The organism is Cryobacterium sp. AP23 (genome assembly GCF_054075385.1).
Window position 1 is genome coordinate 2296627 of the sequence record NZ_CM133415.1, and the last position, 17991, is coordinate 2314617.

Consider the following 17991-nt stretch of genomic DNA (forward strand, 5'->3'; position numbering starts at 1 on the left):
GGGGTCTCGACAAGCTCGACCAGCGGACGGGGCGAGTTCTGGAGATCGGGTCGCGGGGTCTCGACAAGCTCGACCAGCGGACGGGGCTAGAGGAGGTCGAGGGCGAAGACCTCGTCGTAGATGGCGAGGGCCTCGGCCACCTCGGAGTCGGTGACGACGCAGGGCGGCACCACGTGGATGCGGTTGTCCTGCACGAACGGCAGCAGGTTGCGGGCCAGCAGCTCGGTCTTGATCCGGGCCATCACGGCCGGCGCCACGGGCGCCCGGGTCTCCCGGTCGGCCACGAGCTCGATCGCCCAGAAGACGCCTTCGCCACGTACCTCACCGATGATCGGGTGCTTCACCTTGAGGGCGTCCAGGCCGGGGCCGATCGCCTCGGTCCCGATCCGGGCGGCGTTCTGAACGATGCCCTCGGCCTCCATCGCGTCCAGCGCCGCCACGATCGACGCCATCGCCAGTGGATGGCCGCTGTAGGTGAGCCCGCCGGGGAACACCGTCGTATCGAAGTCGGCGGCGATGGCGTCGGAGATGATGACCCCGCCGACGGGAACGTAACCGGAGTTGACGCCCTTGGCGAAGGTGATCAGGTCGGGAACGACCCCGCTGTCCTCGAACGCGAACCAGCGGCCGGTGCGGCCGAAGCCCACCATCACCTCGTCGAGGATCAGCATGATGCCGTAGCGGTCGCAGAGCTCGCGCACGCCGGCGAGGTAGCCGGGCGGCGGCATCAGCACCCCGGCGGTGCCGGGGATGGATTCGAGCAGCACGGCCGCGATCGAGGTGGCGCCCTCGCTCTGGATGACCCGCTCGAGGTGGCGCAGGGCCCGCTCGGTTTCCTGTTCGGGCGTCGTCGCCCAGAACTCGCTGCGGTAGAGGTAGGGGCCGAAGAAGTGCACGTGGCCGCGGGCGAACTCGTTGGGGATGCGGCGCCAGTCGCCGGTGGCGACGATGGCCGCTCCGGTGTTGCCGTGGTACGAGCGGTAGGTGGAGAGCACGGTGTCGCGGCCGGTGTGCAGGCGGGCCATCCGGATGGCGTTCTCGTTGGCATCCGCACCGCCGTTGGTGAAGAAGACCTTGTTGAAGCCGTCGGGAGCCCGGTCGACGATGCGTTTGGCGGCCTCGCCGCGGGTGAGGTTGGCGGTGGCCGGCGCGATGGTGGTGAGCAGCTCGGCCTGTTCGATGATGCCCTTGATCACGGCCGGATGCTGGTGGCCGATGTTGACGTTGACGAGCTGGCTGGAGAAGTCGAGATAGGTGCGGCCGTCGTGGTCCCACACCCGGCAGCCGAGGCCGCCGGCGATCACGAGGGGCTTGAGGGTGCCCTGGGCCGACCAGGAGTGGAAGACATGGTCCCTGTCGAGCTGGGCGGTGAGCTCGTTCAGGCCGAGCTCGGTGGTTGTGCCGGTGTCGATGTCGGTCACGATGCGTGTTCCTTCGGTTCTGCCCCGCACGGGCGGGGAGGTGGTGACCGGGCGGCGGCGGGATGCGCCGCCGCCCGGTCCGGGGTGTCCTTACTCGCCGCCCTCCGTCAGGGTGACGTCGATGGGAGTCCAGTCGGCGCCCATGACGTCGACTCCATCCGCGGTGAGCTCATCCAGGGCCTTCTGCACGTACTCGTTGGAGTACGCCGTTTCGGGCGGGTCTGTGGTGATGATGGTGCCACCGGTTTCGTTTTCCGTGTTCATGGCGATGTCGACGGTGTTGGCCCAGGCGTCCTCGTCGATCAGACCGACACCGTTGGTGGACGGGAAGATCAGCTTGCTGACCTCGTTGGTCATCCAGAGCTGGTGGCCGGCGGGCAGTGCGGATCCGGCGTCGGCCACGATGGTCGCGGCGTCTTCCGGGTTCTGGGCGGCGTAGATCCAGCCCTTGATGGAGGCCTTGATGAACGCGACGGTCTGGTCGGCGTAGGCCTCGTCGTCGGCGAGCTTGTCGGTGTTGGCCCAGATGGCGTCCTGGAGCATCGCGGTGCCCTCGTCGTTCCAGTCGATGACGTTGAGGTCCTCGGGCTGGTAGAGCTCGCCGGTGTCGGGGTTGATGGTCTCGAGCACCTGCGCGTACTCGTTGTAGGTCATCGCCTGGGCCGCGTCGATGTCACCGGCGAGGAAGGCGTTCATGTCGAAGGCCTGCTGCACGAGGCTGATGTCGCCCACCTCCACGCCGGCCTTCTGCATGCCGGCGAAGAGCTCCCACTCGTTGCCGTATCCCCAGCTGCCCACGTTCTTGCCGGCCAGGTCGGCGGGGGTGGTGATGTTCTTGTCCTTGAACGAGATCTGGGTGGTGGCGCTGCGTTCGAAGATCTGCGCCACGTCGGTGATGTTGGCGCCCTGTTCGATCGAGCCGAGCACCTTGGGCACCCAGGAGATGGCGTAGTCGACGTCGCCGGACGCGAGCACGTCCTGCGGCACGATGTCGGCGCCGCCCTCGGCGATGGTCACGTCGAGGCCTTCGTCTTCGTAGTAGCCCTGGTCGACGGCCGCGTAGTACCCGGCGAACTGGGCCTGCGCCACCCACTGCAACTGCAGGGTGACCGGGGTGAGGTCGCCGCTGGCGGTGTCCTCGGACGGGGCGGCGTCATCGGATGCGCTGCATCCGGAGAGGACGAGGGCGCTGGCCGCGACAACGGCGCCGGCCGTCGTCAGCCATCGAGTGCTGTGTTTCATGGGTTCCTCCTTTAGGTACTGCTGCGGGTGCTGGTGCGGGATGGTGCTGTGGTTGTGTGCTGCGTTGGTGCTGCGGGGAGTGGTTTCAAGTGGTGGGGGCGCGGCGGCTGACCAGCTTCTCGAGGCCGAGCGCTGCGCAGTAGAAGAGGAGTCCGAGAATGATGGAGCCGAGCACGTAGGCCCAGGCGAGGCCGTAGTTGCTGCTGGAGGCGGCCGAGGTGATCGACTTGCCGAGCCCGCCGACCGGGCCGCCGAAGTACTCGGCGATGAGGGCGGAGATCACGGCGAGGGATGACGCTATGCGCAGGCCCGTGAACACGTACGGCACGGCGGTGGGCAGGGTCACTGTCCTGGTGGCCTGCCAGCTCGAGGCGGCGTAGGAGCGCATCAGGTCGCGGTGCACCGGGCGCACCATCCGCAGGCCCTTGAGGGTGTTGAAGTAGACGGGAACGAACACGGCCAGCGCGGCCACGAGCTGCCGCGCGGTCTCGGCGTTGGCTCCGAACATCGTGTAGAGCACGGGGGCCAGGGCCACGATCGGCACCACGGCGAACGCGGCGACGATGGGGGCCGCCATCTCGTCGAAGATGCGCACCAGGGCGGAGAGGATGGCCAGCAGCACGCCGAGGATCGCGCCGATCACCAGCCCGATCAGGGCGTTGCGGCCCGTGACGATGGAACCGGCGACGACGTTCTGCAGGTTGCTGGTGAACTGCTCACCGATCGCGAACGGGCCGGGCAGGATGAACGGCTTGATCGCCAGCACGGTGACGAAGCCCTGCCAGAGCAGGATCGCGACGATGCCCAGCAGCACCGGTGGCAGCACGGCGCGGGCCAGGCCGGAGGTTCTCCGCCGACCGAATATGATCCCCGGCGTGCCGGCGCCGGTGCTCATCGCGTCTCGACCCCACGGGCCCCGGTGGGGGTGGCGCCGTGCAGGAGCTCCCGCACCCGGGATACGGAGTGGAAGAACTCCTCGTCTTCGCGCAGGTTCTCGCCGCGGTCGATCATCCGGCCGAGGTTCACGCTGAGCACATCGCGGATGCGGCCGGGCCGCGGCGACATCACCACCACCCGGTTGGAGAGGAACACCGCCTCGGGGATGGAGTGGGTGACGAACACCACGGCGGCGCTGGTCTCGGCGCAGATGCGCACGAGCTCGTTCTGCATCCGCTCGCGGGTCATCTCGTCCAGCGCGCCGAACGGTTCGTCCATCAGCAGCAGGCTGGGGCTCTCGGCCAGCGACCGGGCGATCGCTACCCGCTGCTGCATGCCGCCGGAGAGCTGGTCGGGGTAGTTCGCGGCGAAGTCGGTCAGGCCGACGAGCTCGATCAGTTCGGCGGCGCGCTCGCGGCGGGCGGCCTTGCCGGCGCCGTGCAGTTCGAGCGGCAGTTCGATGTTGCCGGCCACCGTGCGCCAGGGCAGCAGGCCGGCCTGTTGGAAGGCGATGCCGTAGTCCTGGTCGATCCGGGCCTGCTTCGCGCTCTTGCCGAACACCTCGATGTCACCGCTGGTGGGGGTGTCGAGGTCGGCGATCAGGCGCAGCAGGGTGCTCTTGCCGCAGCCGCTGGGCCCGATCAGCGAGACGAATTCGCCGGGGGCGACGGTGAGGCTCACCGCATCCAGTGCCGTGACGGATGCGCCCTTGCGGCCGGCGAAGACCCGGCTGACGGTGTTCACCGAAACGGCGTGCTGTACGGGTGTTGCTGCCGTGGTCATGAGGCCACCTCTCCCCTGCGGAATCGACGTAGGAACAGTGAGATCAGGCCGACGAACCCGGCGGCGACGAGGCCCACCAGGATCGACCCGAAGATGGGGGCCCAGGGCTTGCCCGGGTCGCTGCCGGCGGCGCCGGCGTACTCCACGATCAGCCGGCCGATGCCGCCGCGGAGTCCGATGGACACCTCGGCGACGACGCTGCCGATCACGGCGCTGGCCGCCGCGAGGCGAAGCGCCGGCAGCAGGAAGCCGACGCTGGCCGGCAGGCGCAGCCGCCACAGGGTCTTCCACCAGCCCACCGCGTAGCAGCGCATGAGGTCGATGTGGTTGGCGTCGGGCGAGCCGAGGCCCTTGAGCGCGCCGATCGATACCGGGAAGAAGGCCAGGTAGGACGCGATCAGCGCCACCGACATCCAGTTCTCCCAGGTGAAGGCGCCGAATTCGAGTTGCGCGCCCCAGCGCCGCACCAGCGGGGCCAGGGCGATCAGCGGCACCGTCTGACTGAGGATGATCCAGGGCAGGATGGCCGATTCGGCCAGTTTGAACCGCTGCATCAGCAGCGCAAGGGCCAGGCCCACCGTGACGCCGACGAGCCAGCCGACCGCGGAGATGCCCAGGGTGAACAGGGACGCCTCGAGCACCGCCTGCCACATCGGCACTGCAGTGGTGCTGCCGGTGACGGGTTCCAGCGCCCGTTCGAGCATCACCCAGAGGTGCGGCATCGCCATCTCACTGGCGCGGGGCAGCACGGTGACGCCGCCGACGATCACGCCGTCGGCGGGGCCGATGAGGATGTAAAGCTCCCACAGGAGCGCGAGGGCCAGCACGCCGAGCGCGCCCACCAGGATGCGCCGCGGCGTCCCCTGGCCCAGCCAGGACCGGCCGCGCGCTGCAGCGCCGGACCGCGCGGGTCCGGGGCGAACGGTGCCGGTCTGGGTCATGCCTTGGCCGTGATGTGGTTCGCGAGCGCGGGGATCACGGTCTCGCCGTAGACCCGGAGGGTCTCCTCTTTATTGTCGTGCTGCAGGTAGCCGGCGAACTGGTCGACGCCGAGCTCCTTGAGCGCCTTGAGCTTCTCGATGTGCGCCTCGGCGGGCCCGAGCAGGCAGAACCGGTCGACGATCTCGTCGGGCACGAAGTCGGCGTGGGTGTTGCCCGCCCGGCCGTGCTCGTTGTAGTCGTAGCCTTCCCGGCCCTTGATGTAGTCGGTGAGGGCCTTGGGCACGGCGGAGCCCTCGCCGTACTTGGCGACGATGTCGGCCACGTGGTTGCCGACCATGCCGCCGAACCAGCGGTTCTGGTCGCGCATGTGCTGGATGTCGTCGCCGATGTGCATGGGCGCCGCGACGCAGAATTTGATCGCGTCGGGGTCGCGGCCCACGTTCTTGGCGGCGATGCGCACGGTCTTGATCATCCACTCGGCCACGTCGAGGTCGGCCATCTGCAAGATGAAGCCGTCGCCGACCTCGCCGGTGAGCTTGAGCGCGAGCGGGCCGTACGCGGCCACCCAGACATCAAGCGTCGAGCCCTGGCTCCAGGGGAACTGCAGGGTGGCGCCGTTGTACTCCACCGGCCGGGAGTTGGCGAGCTCGCGGATGACGTGGATCGACTCGCGCAGGGTCTTCAGCGTGCTCGGCCGGCCGTTGGTGACCCGTACCGCGGAGTCGCCGCGGCCGATGCCGCAGATGGTGCGGTTGCCGTACATCTCGTTGAGGGTGGCGTAGGTGGAGGCCGTGACGGTCCAGTCCCTGGTGGCCGGGTTGGTGACCATGGGGCCGACGATCACCTTGCGGGTTCGGCTAAGGATCTTGCTGTAGATCACATACGGTTCCTGCCAGAGCAGGTGGGAGTCGAAGGTCCACACGTGGCTGAAGCCGTGGTTCTCGGCCAGGACGGCCAGTTGCACGGTTCGCGCCGACGGCGGATTGGTCTGGAGTACTGCACCGAAGTCCATAGTGTCCGCCTAGATCAGGTACTGGCTGAGGCCGCGTTTGATGTACTTGCCATCACCCTTGGCGCCGAGGTACTGGTTGTTGTCGATGACGACCTTGCCGCGGGAGAGCACGGTGTCGACGTGACCGTCGATCTCGAAGCCCTCGTAGGCGGAGTAGTCCATGTTCATATGGTGGGTCTTTTCCACGCCGATGGAGGTGTGCCCGTTGGGGTCGTAGATCACCACGTCGCCGTCGGCGCCGGGCTGGATGACGCCCTTCTTGCCGTACATCCCGAACATGCGCGCCGGGGTGGTGGAGGTGACCTCCACCCAGCGTTCGAGGGAGATCTGCTTGTCGACCACACCCTGGTAGAGCAGGTCCATCCGGTGTTCGACCGAGCCGATGCCGTTGGGGATCTTGGAGAAGTCGGTCAGGCCCATATCCTTCTGGCCCTTCATGCAGAACGGGCAGTGGTCGGTGGAGACCATCTGGATGTCGTTCGTACGCAGGCTCTGCCACATGTGGTGCTGGTGGCCCTCGGCCTTGGAGCGGAGCGGAGTGCTGCACACCCACTTGGCGCCCTCGAAGCTGCCCCACTCCTCGCTCTCGGCGCCGAGCTGGTCCTCCAGCGAGAGATAGAGGTACTGCGGGCAGGTCTCGCCGAACACGTTCTGGCCGCGGTCGCGGGCGATGGCGATCTGCTCCACGGCCTGCTTGGCGCTCACGTGCACCACGTAGAGCGGGGCGCCGGTGAGGTTGGCGAGCATGATCGCGCGGTGGGTGGCCTCCTCCTCGGCCTGCCACGGCCGGGTGAGGCCGTGATAGTAGGGCGTGGTGTTGCCGGCGGCGACGGCCTGCTGCACGAGCAGGTCGATGACGCTGCCGTTCTCGGCGTGCATCATGATCATGCTGCCGTTGCCGGCCGCCTTCTGCATGGCCTTGACGATCTGGCCGTCGTCGGAGAGGAACACGCCCTTGTAGGCCATGAACAGCTTGAAACTGGAGACGCCCTCGTTGACGAGTTCGTCCATCGCGACGAGGGAGGAGTCCTGCACGTCGGAGAGGATCTGGTGGAAGCCGTAGTCGATGGCGCACTCGCCGCGGGCTTTCTCGTGCCAGAGGTGGTACTGGTCGAGCACGTTCTCGCCGGCGTACTGCACCACGAAGTCGACGATGCTGGTGGTGCCGCCCCAGGCCGCGGCCCGGGTGCCGGTCTCGAAGGTGTCGCTGGCCTCGGTGCCGCCGAACGGCATCTGCATATGGGTGTGCGCGTCGATGCCGCCGGGGATGACGTACTTGCCGGCGGCGTCGATCACCGTGTCGACGTTCCGCTCGATGTCGAAGCCGAGCAGGGTGGAACCGGGGGCGAGCACCGCGGCGATGGTGTCGCCGTCGATCAGCACATCCGCTGCGGCCGTGCCCGTGGAATTGACCACGGTGCCGTTCTTGATCAGGGTCTTCATCGGGTTCTCCTGTTCGTTGCGTATCGCCGGTCGAGCTTGTCGAGACCTCGTGCGCCGTCCTCTGAACGTAGGCTCGGTCGCCGGGTCTCGACAGGCTCGACCAGCGGGTGGTCGGGTCTCGAAGGCGGGTTGCGGACGGTGCGCTGGTCGAGCTTGTCGAGACCTAAGGCTTCGGGATCGAGGTATAGGACTCGGGGCGGCGGTCGCGGTAAAACTGCCAGTTGTTGCGCACCTGGCGGATCATGCCGAGGTCGAGGTCGCGGATCACGACCTCCTCGTTCTCGCTACTGCCCAGCTCGCCCACGTAGTTGCCCTGCGGGTCGACGAACTGGCTGGTGCCGTAGAACGACACGGCGAGTTCGCCGTACTCGTTGTCTTCCCGGCCCACCCGGTTGGGCGCGGCCACGAAGTATCCGTTCGCGGCGGCGGCGGCCGGCTGCTCGATCTCCCAGAGCCGGTTCGACAGCCCCGGCTTGGTGGCGTTGGGGTTGAAGACGATCTGCGCCCCGTTGAGGCCGAGCTCGCGCCAGCCCTCCGGGAAGTGCCGGTCGTAGCAGATGTACACGCCGATCGGTCCGACGGCGGTGTTGAAGACGGGGTAGCCGAGGTTGCCGGGGCGGAAGTAGAACTTCTCCCAGAACTTGTCGAGGTGCGGGATGTGGTGCTTGCGGTACTTGCCGAGGATGGTGCCGTCGGCATCCACCACGACCGCGGTGTTGTAGTAGACGCCGGGCTGCTCCTCCTCGTAGATGGGGAGCACCATGACCAGGTTCAGTTCCTTGGCCAGCTTGGCGAAGCGCTGCACGATCGGGCCGTCGGCCGGTTCGGCGTAGTCGTAGTACTTGGCGTCCTCGGTGATGCCGAAGTACGGGCCGTAGAAGAGCTCCTGGAAGCAGATGATCTGCGCCCCGTCGGCGGCCGCGTCACGCGCGAACTGCTCGTGCTTGGCGATCATCGATTCGATATCCCCCGTCCACGTGGTCTGGGTGATCGCCGCTCGCACGATGTTGGGTGTGTCAACGCTCATACTGTTTGCCTCCGCTGGGTGTACACGGTGGGACCTCGTCAGCAGGTGACAGACGTCGCAAACCTCTGCGAGCCATACGGGAGAGCCTGTCGAGATCGAGCCACTTTGTGGTGTCCGGTTTTGTTATTATTCGACGTAAACATTTCTGTTCTGTTTCTTCATATGACGCGTGCGTAAATCATCATCCTGTCGGCCAGACGGGGTGCTGGCAAGCATTCGGTGCGGAAGGATCCGTAATTGCAGCTTTACTTCGACGAGATTGAGCACAGTACTCCTGCCGGGATCGCCGCTGCGCTCGGCCGGCTGATCAGCTCGGGCCGACTGGCGCCCGGCGAGCGCCTGCCCACCGTGCGGGAACTGGCCGGCGGGCTGGGCGTGAGCCCGGCCACGGTGAGCCACGCCTGGCAGGCGCTCTCGGCGGCGGGCCTGATCGTGTCGCGGGGGCGCAGCGGCACCTTCGTGCGGGAGCAGGCCAACCACTGGCTGCCCGCCCGCACCCAATCGCTGGCCGGCCACGTCAGCGACCTGCGCATCGACCTGTCCCGCGGCACGCCGGACCCGGCCCTGTTGCCGGCGCTCGGGCCCGCACTCTCCCGGGTCTCCCAGCGCGCGATGACGCCCAGCTACCAGGCCCTTCCGGTGATCCCGGAACTGCTGAGCGTGCTCGCCGAGTCCTGGCCGTACCGCTCCGAGTCGATCACCGTCGTCGACGGCGCCCTGGACGCGATCTCCCGCAGCCTCGAGCAGGTGGCCCGGTTCGGCGACCGGGTCATCGTCGAGGATCCCGGTTTTCCGCCGTTCTTCGACCTGCTCGAGCAGATGGGCATCGAGCGGCTGCCGGTCGCGGTGGATGCGGAAGGGATCGAGCCGGCCGCGTTCCAGGCTGCGCTGACCCACTCGCCGGCCGCGGTCATCCTGCAGCCGCGCGCGCACAACCCCACCGGGGGGTCGATGTCCAGCGATCGCGCCCAGGAGCTGGCCCGGCTGCTCGGCGCCAGCAAGCGCGCGGCGCACACGGTGGTGATCGAGGACGACCACTCCGGCGCGATCAGCACCGCGCCCGACGTGTCACTGGGCCGCTGGCTGCCGGACCGGGTGCTGCACGTGCGCAGCTACTCGAAGTCGCACGGGCCCGACCTGCGGATCGCCGCGCTCGGCGGGCCGGCCGCGCTGGTGGACCGCATCGTGGCCCGGCGGATGCTCGGCCCCGGCTGGACCAGCCGGATGCTGCAGACCATCCTGCACGAGCTGCTCACCGACAGTGCCAGCATGGCGCTGGTGTTCGAGGCCCGGCACGTCTACTTCGCCCGGCAGAAGGCCTTGGCGGATGCGCTGACCGGGTTCGGCCTGCCGCTGGCCCGCGCCGACGGGATCAACGCCTGGGTTCCGGTGGCCGACGAGCGCGATGCCATCGTGCGGTTGGCGGCCTCGGGCATCCGGGTGGCCGGTGGGAGCCCGTTCCTCGCGGTCGACCGGCCCGAGGCGTTCATCCGGGTGACCGCGGGCGCCCTCCCCGGCGACGTGCTGCCCGTCGCCCGCGCGATCGCCGCGGCCGCCGGCATCCCCTCGTAGCCGCAACTGTTCCCCGTGCGGACTTCTGCACCCGGTGTGCCGGGTGCAATTGTCCGCACGGGGAACGGTCAGCCGGCGGCAGGGACGGGGACGCGGCGGAACTCGGCCGCGTGGTGGCGGTCGTCGATGAACGGGCCGGCGCCGAGCATCCGCTCACGGAAGGTCACGCCCTCCGGCGCGGGGTCGAGCCGGCCCCGGCGACGCAGCTCCGGCTGCACCAGCCGGATGAAGTCGGCCATCGATGCGGTGTTGAACACCGCCTCGAGCATGATGCCGTCCAGGTCAGTCGCCTCGAGCAGCGCCTCGATGGCGTCGGCCACCTCGATCGGGTCGCCGGTGATGGCGAACCCGCGGGTGCCCTTGCCCTTGAGGTCGTCGAGGATCTCGCGCGGCGTGGGCGCCGTGCCGTCGGGGCGCCGCAGGAAGCGTTCGATGTTGCTGGTGCCCATCTGGCCGGCGAGGCCGTTGGCGACGAACTGGTCGGCGAACGGCCGGTCCAGGTCGTACTCCAGCAGGTCGACACCGGTGTTGCCGGCGTAGTAGTGGGCGGCCAGCTCGTCGGTCTGCAGGTCGTCGAACTCGCGGCGCAGCTGCGCGGCCTCTGCGGAGGTCTCCGCCACCACGATGGTGACCCCGGCGAGCACCTTGATGCCCTCGGGGTCGCGGCCGCGCTCGGCCGCCCTGGCCCGGATGTCGGCGATGTCGGCCGCCGTCTTCTCCACGGTCGAGCCCTGCACGAACACGCACTCGGCATTGCGGGCGGCACAGGCGCGACCGGCCGGTGAGGTGCCGGCCTGGAAGAGCAGGGGGCTCCGCTGCGGCGACGGCGGCAGCGTGTGGTAACCGTGCGAACGGTAATAGGTGCCCTCGTGCGCGACCGGGTGGATCTTCGCCGGGTCGGCGAACACGCCGGTGGCACGGTCCTGCACGATCACGTCGTCGTCGTTGCCGCCCTCCCAGAAGGCGAAGGCCACGTCGACGTACTCGTCGGCGGCCCGGTAGCGCTCGTCGTGGGGAACCATCGCGGAGTGCCCGAGCATCGCCGCCATGGTGTTCTGCGAGGCGCCGGTGACGATGTTCCAGCCGATCCGCCCCCGGGTGACGTGGTCGAGGGTGGAGTACTTGCGCACGGTGTGCAGCGGGTGGTCGGCGCCCGTCGTGGTGGTGACCACGAAACCGAGCCGTTCGGTGTGCACCGCCAGCGCGGGGATGAGGTAGGCCCCGTCGATGCCGAAGCTCATCCCGGCGCGCACCAGCACGTCGGATAGTTCGCCGTTGCGGGAGGCGTAGCCGAACGATCCGCCGGCGAAGAAGAGGAAGTCGAAGTCGGCGTCGTCGAGCATCTTCGCCATGCCGATCCAGTAGTCGATGTCGCGGTAGTCGCCGTTCTGGCTGCGCTCGTGCGACCAACTGATGGTGCCGCCGACCTGCGGGCTGCCGGCCTCGAATACCCCGAGGACAATGCGTTTTTTGGTCATGGTGACTCCTTCGTGTCATGCGTCTCGTGCGTCGTCTGGGTGTGCCCGGCTCGCACCGGGCGGGGAGGCGGGGCGACCGGATGGCCGCCCCGCCCCGGTGGGTCAGTCGGTTGCGGCCGCATCCAGCAGCGACATGTCAAGCACGTCGTCGACCGCGGGCAGGTCCTCCATGCCGGATGCCGCCAGCGCCTCGTACATCGCGCCACCGAGCAGGTCGGCGTCCATGTACAGCAGGCCGTGCTCGTCGGTGATGTCGCTAGTCAACAGCGAGGTCTGGCGGTCCGCCTGGATGCTCTGCTGCTCGATGTCGAGGCCGAGGTCGGCTCCGTAGGTGTCCACGGCGAGGGTCGCGGCCGACTCGGGGTCGTCCTGGTAGTCGGTCCAGCCCTTCACGGCCGCCCGGAGGAAGGCCTCGTAGGTGTCGGGGTCGGCGTCGATACCGGCCGCCTGGGCGAAGATCGTGGAGGCGTAGAGCGGCAGGCCGAGGTCGGAGTACATCGTGCAGATGAAGTCGCTGCCCTCTTCGAGGCCGTAGGTGGTGTTCATGGTCACCGGCTGGTTGACGTAGTACGCGGTGTAGCCCACGCCGTCGCCCGCGACGAGGGGGCCCGGGTCGAACGAGGTCGGCACGAACTCGTAGTCGAGCGGCAGCCCGTTCACATTGAGGATCGAGACGATGGTCGCCTCGTCCTGGGCGAGGATCTTCTTGCCGACGATGTCTTCGGCGGTCTCGATCGGGTCGGCGGCGAGCGAGAGCATGCAGCCGGGGTTTTCCTGGAACACCGAGCCGATGATGGAGAAGTCGTTGTCGTTGGATGCTTCCATCACCGAGCGGAGGCTCGCGGCGATGCCGATGTCGGCCGTGCCGGCGGCCACCGCCGATTCCACCGTCGGGGCCTCCGAGCCGCCGGCGACCCACTCGATGTCGAGTCCCTCGTCGGCGAAATAGCCCTTCTCGTCGGCGAGCCAGAATCCGCCGTATTCCACGTTCGGGATCCACCCGAGTGCGACGGTGAGCGTGGTGGCATCCGGGTCGGCGCTGTCATCACCGGCGCCACCGGCGCTGCAGCTGCTGAGGGCCAGGGCCAGGATCGCGGCGGATGCCAGGGTCGGGGCGGCTCGGCGACGCAGGGAGCCGGGGTTGAGGGTTTTCGTCACGGGGTGTGCCTTTCAGGTTGTCGTGCGGGGTGCAACAGGGGGGATCGGGATGGTTGGAGGCAGGCGGGAAGGAGCCTGGGTAGGCGGGGATCGGTCTGGAGAATCGGTGCGGGGCGGCCGGGTGCCGGCGGGATGGGCCGGCGGGCGTCAGGTCATGCGGTCCACCACGCGGCGTTCGGCGGCCTTGGCGGCGCCGAAGCAGGCCACGGCCACCGCGGTGGCGAGGATGGCCACGCCCCACTCGCGTTCGATCAGCAGGAAGCTGGACGCCTCGCGCATCAGGTCGCCGAGCCCCCGGCCGGCCAGGAGGTACTCCGACAGCAGCACGGAGAGCACGGCGTTGGGGGCGCTGATCCGCAGGGCGAGCATGATGCTCGGCACCGCGTAGGGCAGCCGCAGTCGCAGCAGCGACTGCCCGCCGCCGGCACCGAGCACCCGGAAGAGGTCGGTGCCGCTCGCGGGCGCCGATGCCATCCCCGACGCGGTGAGCGAGAACGCCGGGAAGAAGACGAGCATCATCACGATCAGCAGGATGGTGGTGTCGGAGTAGCCGAGCACGCGGGCCACGATGGGCATCAGCGCGGTCATGGGGACGACCCGGATGACCAGCGCCGACGGCATCACCAGGCCGAACGCCAGCGGCGAGGTGGAGACCGCGATGCCCAGCAGGATGCCGACGAGCATGCCGCCGGCCAGTCCGACGGCCGCGAACAGCAGCGTCCAGAGCAGCGGCCCGAGGTAGACAAGCGGGTTGACGACCAGGTCGAGGAGCACGTCCCACGGGCCCGGCGCCACGGTGCGGGTGTAGCCGTTCACCGCCAGCCAGATCGGCCAGGCCGCGAGGATGATCAACACCGGCCAGTACCGGGAGAGGACAGTGCCGGCGACGGATGCGATCGTGCGGCGCGGCCGAGCGGCCGGCGGGGCGGCCGGGCGGTCGAGGAGGGCGGGCGCGGTCATGAGAACCTCCGGGAGACCACGCGCTGCGCGGCCGTCATGAGCAGGAATGCGAGCAGCGAGCAGAGCACCGCGAGGGTGGCGGCGGCCCAGAGCAGCGGGATCTGGAAGTTCTGCATCGAGCTGAGCAGGAGCACGCCGAGGCCACGGGAGGCGCCGAACCATTCGCCGATGGTGGCGCCGAGGATCATCGCCGGGGCGGCGAGCGCCAGGCCGTCGAACAGGCTCGGCAGGGCGGCGGGCAGTTGCAGCCGGCTGAGCCGGCTGACCCGGGAGGCGCCGACGACGGTGAACAGGTCCTGATGGCTCGTCGACGTGGCGGCGAGCCCGGTGCTGGTGGAGAGGTAGACGATGAAGGTGACCGCCAGCGCCGGGATCACCGCCGGTGTGGCGTCGCGGCCGAGGATCACCGAGAGGAACGGGGCCAGCGCGATGGCGGGCATGGCGTCGATGAGGGCGGCGAACCGGTCAAGGCCCGGCGCGGTCTTGGGCAGCAGCACCGCCGCGACGGCGAACACGACCCCGGCCACCACACCGATCGCACCGCCGGTGAGCGCGGCGCTCACCGTGGCGCCGAGCGCCCCACCGAGCACCCGGTGGTGCGCCGGATCGACAAGGTACGCGACCACGTCGCCGAGCGGCGGCCACGCCGGCCCGGCGAGGCCGCTGCGGCCCACCATTTCCAGCACGAGTAGCAGCAGGGCTGCGCCGACGACGCCGTAGACGGGGACCGCGAGCCGGCCGCGCGCCACGTCAGACCTCCACGCTGGCGTCGAGCATGGCGGTGAGCCGGTCGACCACTTCGTGGAACTCGCCCTGGCGCATCAGCTCGGCCCGGCGGGGGCGCGGGAAATCGATCCGTTCGACATGGCGGATGGTGCCGGGCCGGCCCGACATGACGATGACCCGGTCGGCCAGGAGCACGGCCTCGTCCACATCGTGGGTGACGAGCAGGGTGGTCACCTGGGTTCGCGCCCAGATCGTGGCCAGCTCGGAGTTCATCCGGCGGCGGGTGACGGCATCCAGCGCGCCGAACGGTTCGTCGAGCAGCAGCACCGACGGGCCCAGCACCAGCGAGCGGGCGATCGAGGCGCGCTGGCGCATCCCGCCGGACAGCTGCTTGGGACGCGCGTCGGCGAAACCGGTGAGGCCGACCAGCTCGATGAGGTCACGCACCCGCTGGGTGTCGGGGGTGCGCCCGGTGGCGCGGAACGGCAGCGCGATGTTCTGCTCGACCGTGAGCCACGGCAACAACGCGTGGTCCTGGAAGGCGACGCCGAGGTCGTGCCGGGCGGAGACCTCGTGCGGCGCCTGGCCGCCGATCGTGACCGTGCCCGCGGTGGGGTCGTCGAGGCCGGCGACGATGCGCAGCACCGTGGACTTGCCGCAGCCGGAGGGACCGAGCAGGGCGACGAACTCCGAGCTCTCGATGTGCAGGTCGACGTCGGTCAGCGCGGTGACCTGGCGTCCCCGCGACATCGGGAAGGTCTTCTCCACCCCGGTGAGGTCGATGGAACGGGAATGGGCGCCACTCGTGGTGAACGGTTGGGGAGTGCTCACGTGCTGCTCGACTTTCGGCGGGGAAGGGCGAGACGTCGGCGGCTGCCGGCGTCGGGATTCGGCATCGGCGCCTGGCGGAGTGCGTGGGTGGCACTGCTCGATCGGGCGCTTTTCGGGGTGTTGTGCGCCGACCGTGACCCGACGCTAGCAGCCACTTCTGCGGCCGGAGGTTTCCCGTGCGTTACGTCTGAGTTACACGATTCAGCCGCGGAATCACGCGGAAAAACCGCCGCTTGACAGGTATGAACCATGTGGTTCATAATGTCGTTCAGACCCCCCGGAAAACGTCCGGCGACGGTGTCTTCGCCGTCGTGCCGTACACCGGTGCCCGCGACCCGATACGGTGTCGGAATGTGCTCCGGGTTCCGTCGGTGCCGAGAGCGGGAGTGGGCACGATGAGCGGCACAGAGGGTGAGGGGTCGGCCCGAAGTGATGTGCTGCTGGCCCGCATCACGGACCACATTCTCGCCAACGGGGTCGCCAACGTGTCACTGCGGGCACTGGCGCGGGCGGCCGACTCCAATAACCGGATGCTGCTGTACTACTTCGGCTCCCGGGCCGAGATCATCAGCCTTGCGCTCCGCGCCGCGGCCACCCGGTTCCCCGGCATGACGCAGGTGGGGGTGGAGCTGGTCGACACCTCCCGGCCGCTCGCCGAACGGCTCGACCGCGGCTGGGCCGAGCTCGGCTCGGAGGAGACGCTGCCCTTCACCAAGCTCTTCTTCCACGTCTTCGGTCTTGCCGCGTTCGAGAGCGGTGCGGAATGGCACGGCATCCGGGCGCGCTTTGACCAGTTCCTGATGGACGAGCTCACGATCACCCTCGAGCACGAGGGCCTGCGGGGCGACGACGTCGCGATTGTCGCCCGCCAGATCGTCGCGTTCTGGCGGGGGCTGGAGGCGTTGCTCGTCTCCCTCGGCCCGGTCATCGAGGTCGAGCGGGTCAAGGTCGCCGGCCACGCGGCCGTCCTCGCCCAGGTGCGGGCGCTCCGCTCAACGGCGCCCACCGCCTGACCCGCGTTCGGTGCCCGCCAGGGGTCGCGGATGGTGCGACCGAGGGGCATGCTGGTCGTCGAGAGCAACTCAGGCAATGCGGGTCGATCGAGGACTCGCCGGACTCGATCGGCGCCACGCATGTCTGGCGTGGGAGAAACCATGATCGACGGATTCGCGGGCACCATTCTCGTGCCCGGTTCGGAAGAATACCTGATGGCAGCCTCCGCCTACGGCAAGGTCGGCACACCCGTGCTGGTGGCCCGACCGGTCGGCACGGCGGATGTCGCGGCGGCGATCGCCTACTCCCGGGCGCAGGGCCTGACCCTGTCGGTGCGGAGCGGCGGGCACAGCCCGTTGAACACCAACGACGGCGGGATGGTGCTCGACCTCTCCCGCATCCGGGACGTCGAGGTGCTGGACGGCGACCGGGTTCGGTTGGGCAGCGGCGCCGTCTGGGGCGCTGTGGCGCAGGAGCTGCAGCCGTACGACCTGGCGTTGTCCAGCGGCGACACCTACACGGTGGGTGTGGGCGGCCTCACCCTGGGCGGCGGTATCGGCTGGTTGGTGCGGCAACACGGGCTCGCGATCGACAGCCTGCTCGAGGCCGAGGTGGTGCTGACCGGCGGGGACGTCGTGACGGCCAGCGCGACCAGCGAGCCGGACCTGTTCTGGGCGCTCCGCGGCGGGGGCGGGAACTTCGGCGTGGTTACCCGGTTCACCTTCCAGGCGCATCCGCTGCGCGGTGTCGTCGCCGGCGCCATCACCGTTGCACCCACCGACCTGGCCGGCACGTTGCGTGCCTGGCGGGACGTGATGCGTGACTCGCCCGAGGTGCTCAACTCCACGATGCTGGCGACGCCCGAGTTCGGGCCGGAGATGCTCGCCGAGACCAAGGTGCTGGTGTGCTACGGCGGCGCCGACCTCGACGAGGCGATGGCGGCCATCCGACCGTTGCTCGACCTGCCGGGCGTGACCGGCAACGATGTGGAACTCAAACTCTTCGTGGAGGTCTTCGACGAACCGTCTGCGCCGCCGGGGTCGATTCGGATCGTGGATCGCAACGGCTTCGCCCGCGATTTCAGTGACGCCCTGATCGATCGGGTGACCCGCGTGCAGGCCGGATTCGGGGAGGCGGTGCTCATGGTGCGGTACGTCCGCGGGGCGCTCAACCGGGTGCCGGCGGATGCGACGGCGTTCGCCCACCGGGACGCGGAGGCGTTCGTGTCGTGGGCGGCGTTCCTGCCGCCGGATGCTCCCGACGAGGCCGAGCGGCGCATCCTGGACGACTGGACCGTCGTGGCCGAGGACCTGACCGGCACCTACGGCAATTTCAATCTGGGCACGTACCCGGATGTGCTCAGCCTGATGTACCCGCCGGCCACCGCGGCCCGGCTGCAGGCGGCCAAGCGGCGCTACGACCCCGAGAACGTGCTGGCCCACAACCTCAACATCGTGCCCTGAGCCC

General features: G+C 69.1%; 16 protein-coding genes. 3 read left to right on the forward strand and 13 right to left on the reverse strand.

Annotation, left to right across the window (positions count from 1 at the left end; all coding sequences use genetic code 11):
• Positions 1–86 precede the first annotated feature (86 nt).
• The 8 genes from ACU5E9_RS10865 to ACU5E9_RS10900 all read right to left on the reverse strand — a co-directional run bounded on the left by ACU5E9_RS10865 (position 87) and on the right by ACU5E9_RS10900 (position 8806).
• Entirely contained in the window at positions 87–1412 is a 1326-nt protein-coding gene (locus ACU5E9_RS10865; RefSeq protein ID WP_456813531.1) for an aminotransferase class III-fold pyridoxal phosphate-dependent enzyme, read from the reverse strand.
• Positions 1413–1511: 99 nt separating this feature from the next.
• Entirely contained in the window at positions 1512–2663 is a 1152-nt protein-coding gene (locus ACU5E9_RS10870; protein WP_456809927.1) for an ABC transporter substrate-binding protein, read from the reverse strand.
• An 85-nt stretch (positions 2664–2748) separates the two neighbouring features.
• Complete coding sequence (locus ACU5E9_RS10875; protein ID WP_456809928.1) at positions 2749–3558, reverse strand: ABC transporter permease; 810 nt, start codon at positions 3556–3558, stop codon at positions 2749–2751.
• A complete protein-coding gene (locus tag ACU5E9_RS10880) occupies positions 3555–4382 on the reverse strand; it encodes an ABC transporter ATP-binding protein (protein WP_456809929.1) in 828 nt (275 codons plus the stop codon). Before ACU5E9_RS10880 ends, ACU5E9_RS10875 begins: the two co-directional genes overlap by 4 nt.
• Complete coding sequence (locus ACU5E9_RS10885) at positions 4379–5323, reverse strand: ABC transporter permease (RefSeq protein ID WP_456809930.1); 945 nt, start codon at positions 5321–5323, stop codon at positions 4379–4381. The genes ACU5E9_RS10880 and ACU5E9_RS10885 overlap by 4 nt, the downstream gene beginning before the upstream one ends.
• Entirely contained in the window at positions 5320–6336 is a 1017-nt protein-coding gene (locus ACU5E9_RS10890) for a TIGR03842 family LLM class F420-dependent oxidoreductase (RefSeq protein ID WP_456809931.1), read from the reverse strand. The genes ACU5E9_RS10885 and ACU5E9_RS10890 overlap by 4 nt, the downstream gene beginning before the upstream one ends.
• A 9-nt stretch (positions 6337–6345) precedes the next feature.
• The gene (hydA, locus tag ACU5E9_RS10895) at positions 6346–7779 is read right to left on the reverse strand and encodes a dihydropyrimidinase (protein WP_456809932.1); all 1434 of its coding nucleotides are present in this window, start codon (positions 7777–7779) and stop codon (positions 6346–6348) included.
• A gap of 163 nt (positions 7780–7942) precedes the next feature.
• On the reverse strand, positions 7943–8806 hold the full coding sequence (locus tag ACU5E9_RS10900) for a nitrilase-related carbon-nitrogen hydrolase (protein WP_456809933.1): 864 nt from the start codon (positions 8804–8806) through the stop codon (positions 7943–7945).
• A 237-nt stretch (positions 8807–9043) separates the two neighbouring features.
• Between ACU5E9_RS10900 and ACU5E9_RS10905 the strand changes: the two genes are divergently transcribed.
• The gene (locus ACU5E9_RS10905; protein WP_456809934.1) at positions 9044–10378 is read left to right on the forward strand and encodes an aminotransferase-like domain-containing protein; all 1335 of its coding nucleotides are present in this window, start codon (positions 9044–9046) and stop codon (positions 10376–10378) included.
• A 68-nt stretch (positions 10379–10446) separates the two neighbouring features.
• Here ACU5E9_RS10905 and ACU5E9_RS10910 read toward each other — a convergent pair whose 3' ends face one another.
• The 5 genes from ACU5E9_RS10910 to ACU5E9_RS10930 all read right to left on the reverse strand — a co-directional run bounded on the left by ACU5E9_RS10910 (position 10447) and on the right by ACU5E9_RS10930 (position 15531).
• Entirely contained in the window at positions 10447–11856 is a 1410-nt protein-coding gene (locus tag ACU5E9_RS10910; RefSeq protein WP_456809935.1) for an NtaA/DmoA family FMN-dependent monooxygenase, read from the reverse strand.
• A gap of 102 nt (positions 11857–11958) precedes the next feature.
• The gene (locus ACU5E9_RS10915) at positions 11959–13014 is read right to left on the reverse strand and encodes an ABC transporter substrate-binding protein (RefSeq protein WP_456809936.1); all 1056 of its coding nucleotides are present in this window, start codon (positions 13012–13014) and stop codon (positions 11959–11961) included.
• 147 nt (positions 13015–13161) lie between these two features.
• A complete protein-coding gene (locus ACU5E9_RS10920) occupies positions 13162–13974 on the reverse strand; it encodes an ABC transporter permease (protein WP_456809937.1) in 813 nt (270 codons plus the stop codon).
• A complete protein-coding gene (locus tag ACU5E9_RS10925) occupies positions 13971–14723 on the reverse strand; it encodes an ABC transporter permease (protein ID WP_456809938.1) in 753 nt (250 codons plus the stop codon). Before ACU5E9_RS10925 ends, ACU5E9_RS10920 begins: the two co-directional genes overlap by 4 nt.
• 1 nt (position 14724) lies before the next feature.
• A complete protein-coding gene (locus ACU5E9_RS10930; protein WP_456809939.1) occupies positions 14725–15531 on the reverse strand; it encodes an ABC transporter ATP-binding protein in 807 nt (268 codons plus the stop codon).
• 395 nt (positions 15532–15926) lie between these two features.
• Here ACU5E9_RS10930 and ACU5E9_RS10935 point away from each other — a divergent pair, with 395 nt between their 5' ends.
• Both ACU5E9_RS10935 and ACU5E9_RS10940 read left to right on the forward strand, forming a co-directional pair.
• Positions 15927–16544, forward strand: coding sequence for a TetR/AcrR family transcriptional regulator (locus ACU5E9_RS10935; RefSeq protein WP_456809940.1), 618 nt, complete (start codon positions 15927–15929; stop codon positions 16542–16544).
• Between the two features lie 141 nt (positions 16545–16685).
• A complete protein-coding gene (locus tag ACU5E9_RS10940; RefSeq protein ID WP_456809941.1) occupies positions 16686–17987 on the forward strand; it encodes an FAD-binding oxidoreductase in 1302 nt (433 codons plus the stop codon).
• Positions 17988–17991: the final 4 nt, after the last annotated feature.

What these genes read in the sequence shown, in the direction of transcription:
- ACU5E9_RS10900 (WP_456809933.1), bottom strand. Translation starts at nt 8,806, where the DNA reads ATGAGCGTTGACACACCCAACATCGTGCGAGCGGCGATCACCCAGACC.
- ACU5E9_RS10890 (WP_456809931.1), bottom strand. Translation starts at nt 6,336, where the DNA reads ATGGACTTCGGTGCAGTACTCCAGACCAATCCGCCGTCGGCGCGAACC.
- ACU5E9_RS10880 (WP_456809929.1), bottom strand. Translation starts at nt 4,382, where the DNA reads ATGACCACGGCAGCAACACCCGTACAGCACGCCGTTTCGGTGAACACC.
- hydA (WP_456809932.1), bottom strand. Translation starts at nt 7,779, where the DNA reads ATGAAGACCCTGATCAAGAACGGCACCGTGGTCAATTCCACGGGCACG.
- ACU5E9_RS10935 (WP_456809940.1), top strand. Translation starts at nt 15,927, where the DNA reads ATGAGCGGCACAGAGGGTGAGGGGTCGGCCCGAAGTGATGTGCTGCTG.
- ACU5E9_RS10885 (WP_456809930.1), bottom strand. Translation starts at nt 5,323, where the DNA reads ATGACCCAGACCGGCACCGTTCGCCCCGGACCCGCGCGGTCCGGCGCT.
- ACU5E9_RS10870 (WP_456809927.1), bottom strand. Translation starts at nt 2,663, where the DNA reads ATGAAACACAGCACTCGATGGCTGACGACGGCCGGCGCCGTTGTCGCG.
- ACU5E9_RS10940 (WP_456809941.1), top strand. Translation starts at nt 16,686, where the DNA reads ATGATCGACGGATTCGCGGGCACCATTCTCGTGCCCGGTTCGGAAGAA.
- ACU5E9_RS10920 (WP_456809937.1), bottom strand. Translation starts at nt 13,974, where the DNA reads ATGACCGCGCCCGCCCTCCTCGACCGCCCGGCCGCCCCGCCGGCCGCT.
- ACU5E9_RS10910 (WP_456809935.1), bottom strand. Translation starts at nt 11,856, where the DNA reads ATGACCAAAAAACGCATTGTCCTCGGGGTATTCGAGGCCGGCAGCCCG.
- ACU5E9_RS10875 (WP_456809928.1), bottom strand. Translation starts at nt 3,558, where the DNA reads ATGAGCACCGGCGCCGGCACGCCGGGGATCATATTCGGTCGGCGGAGA.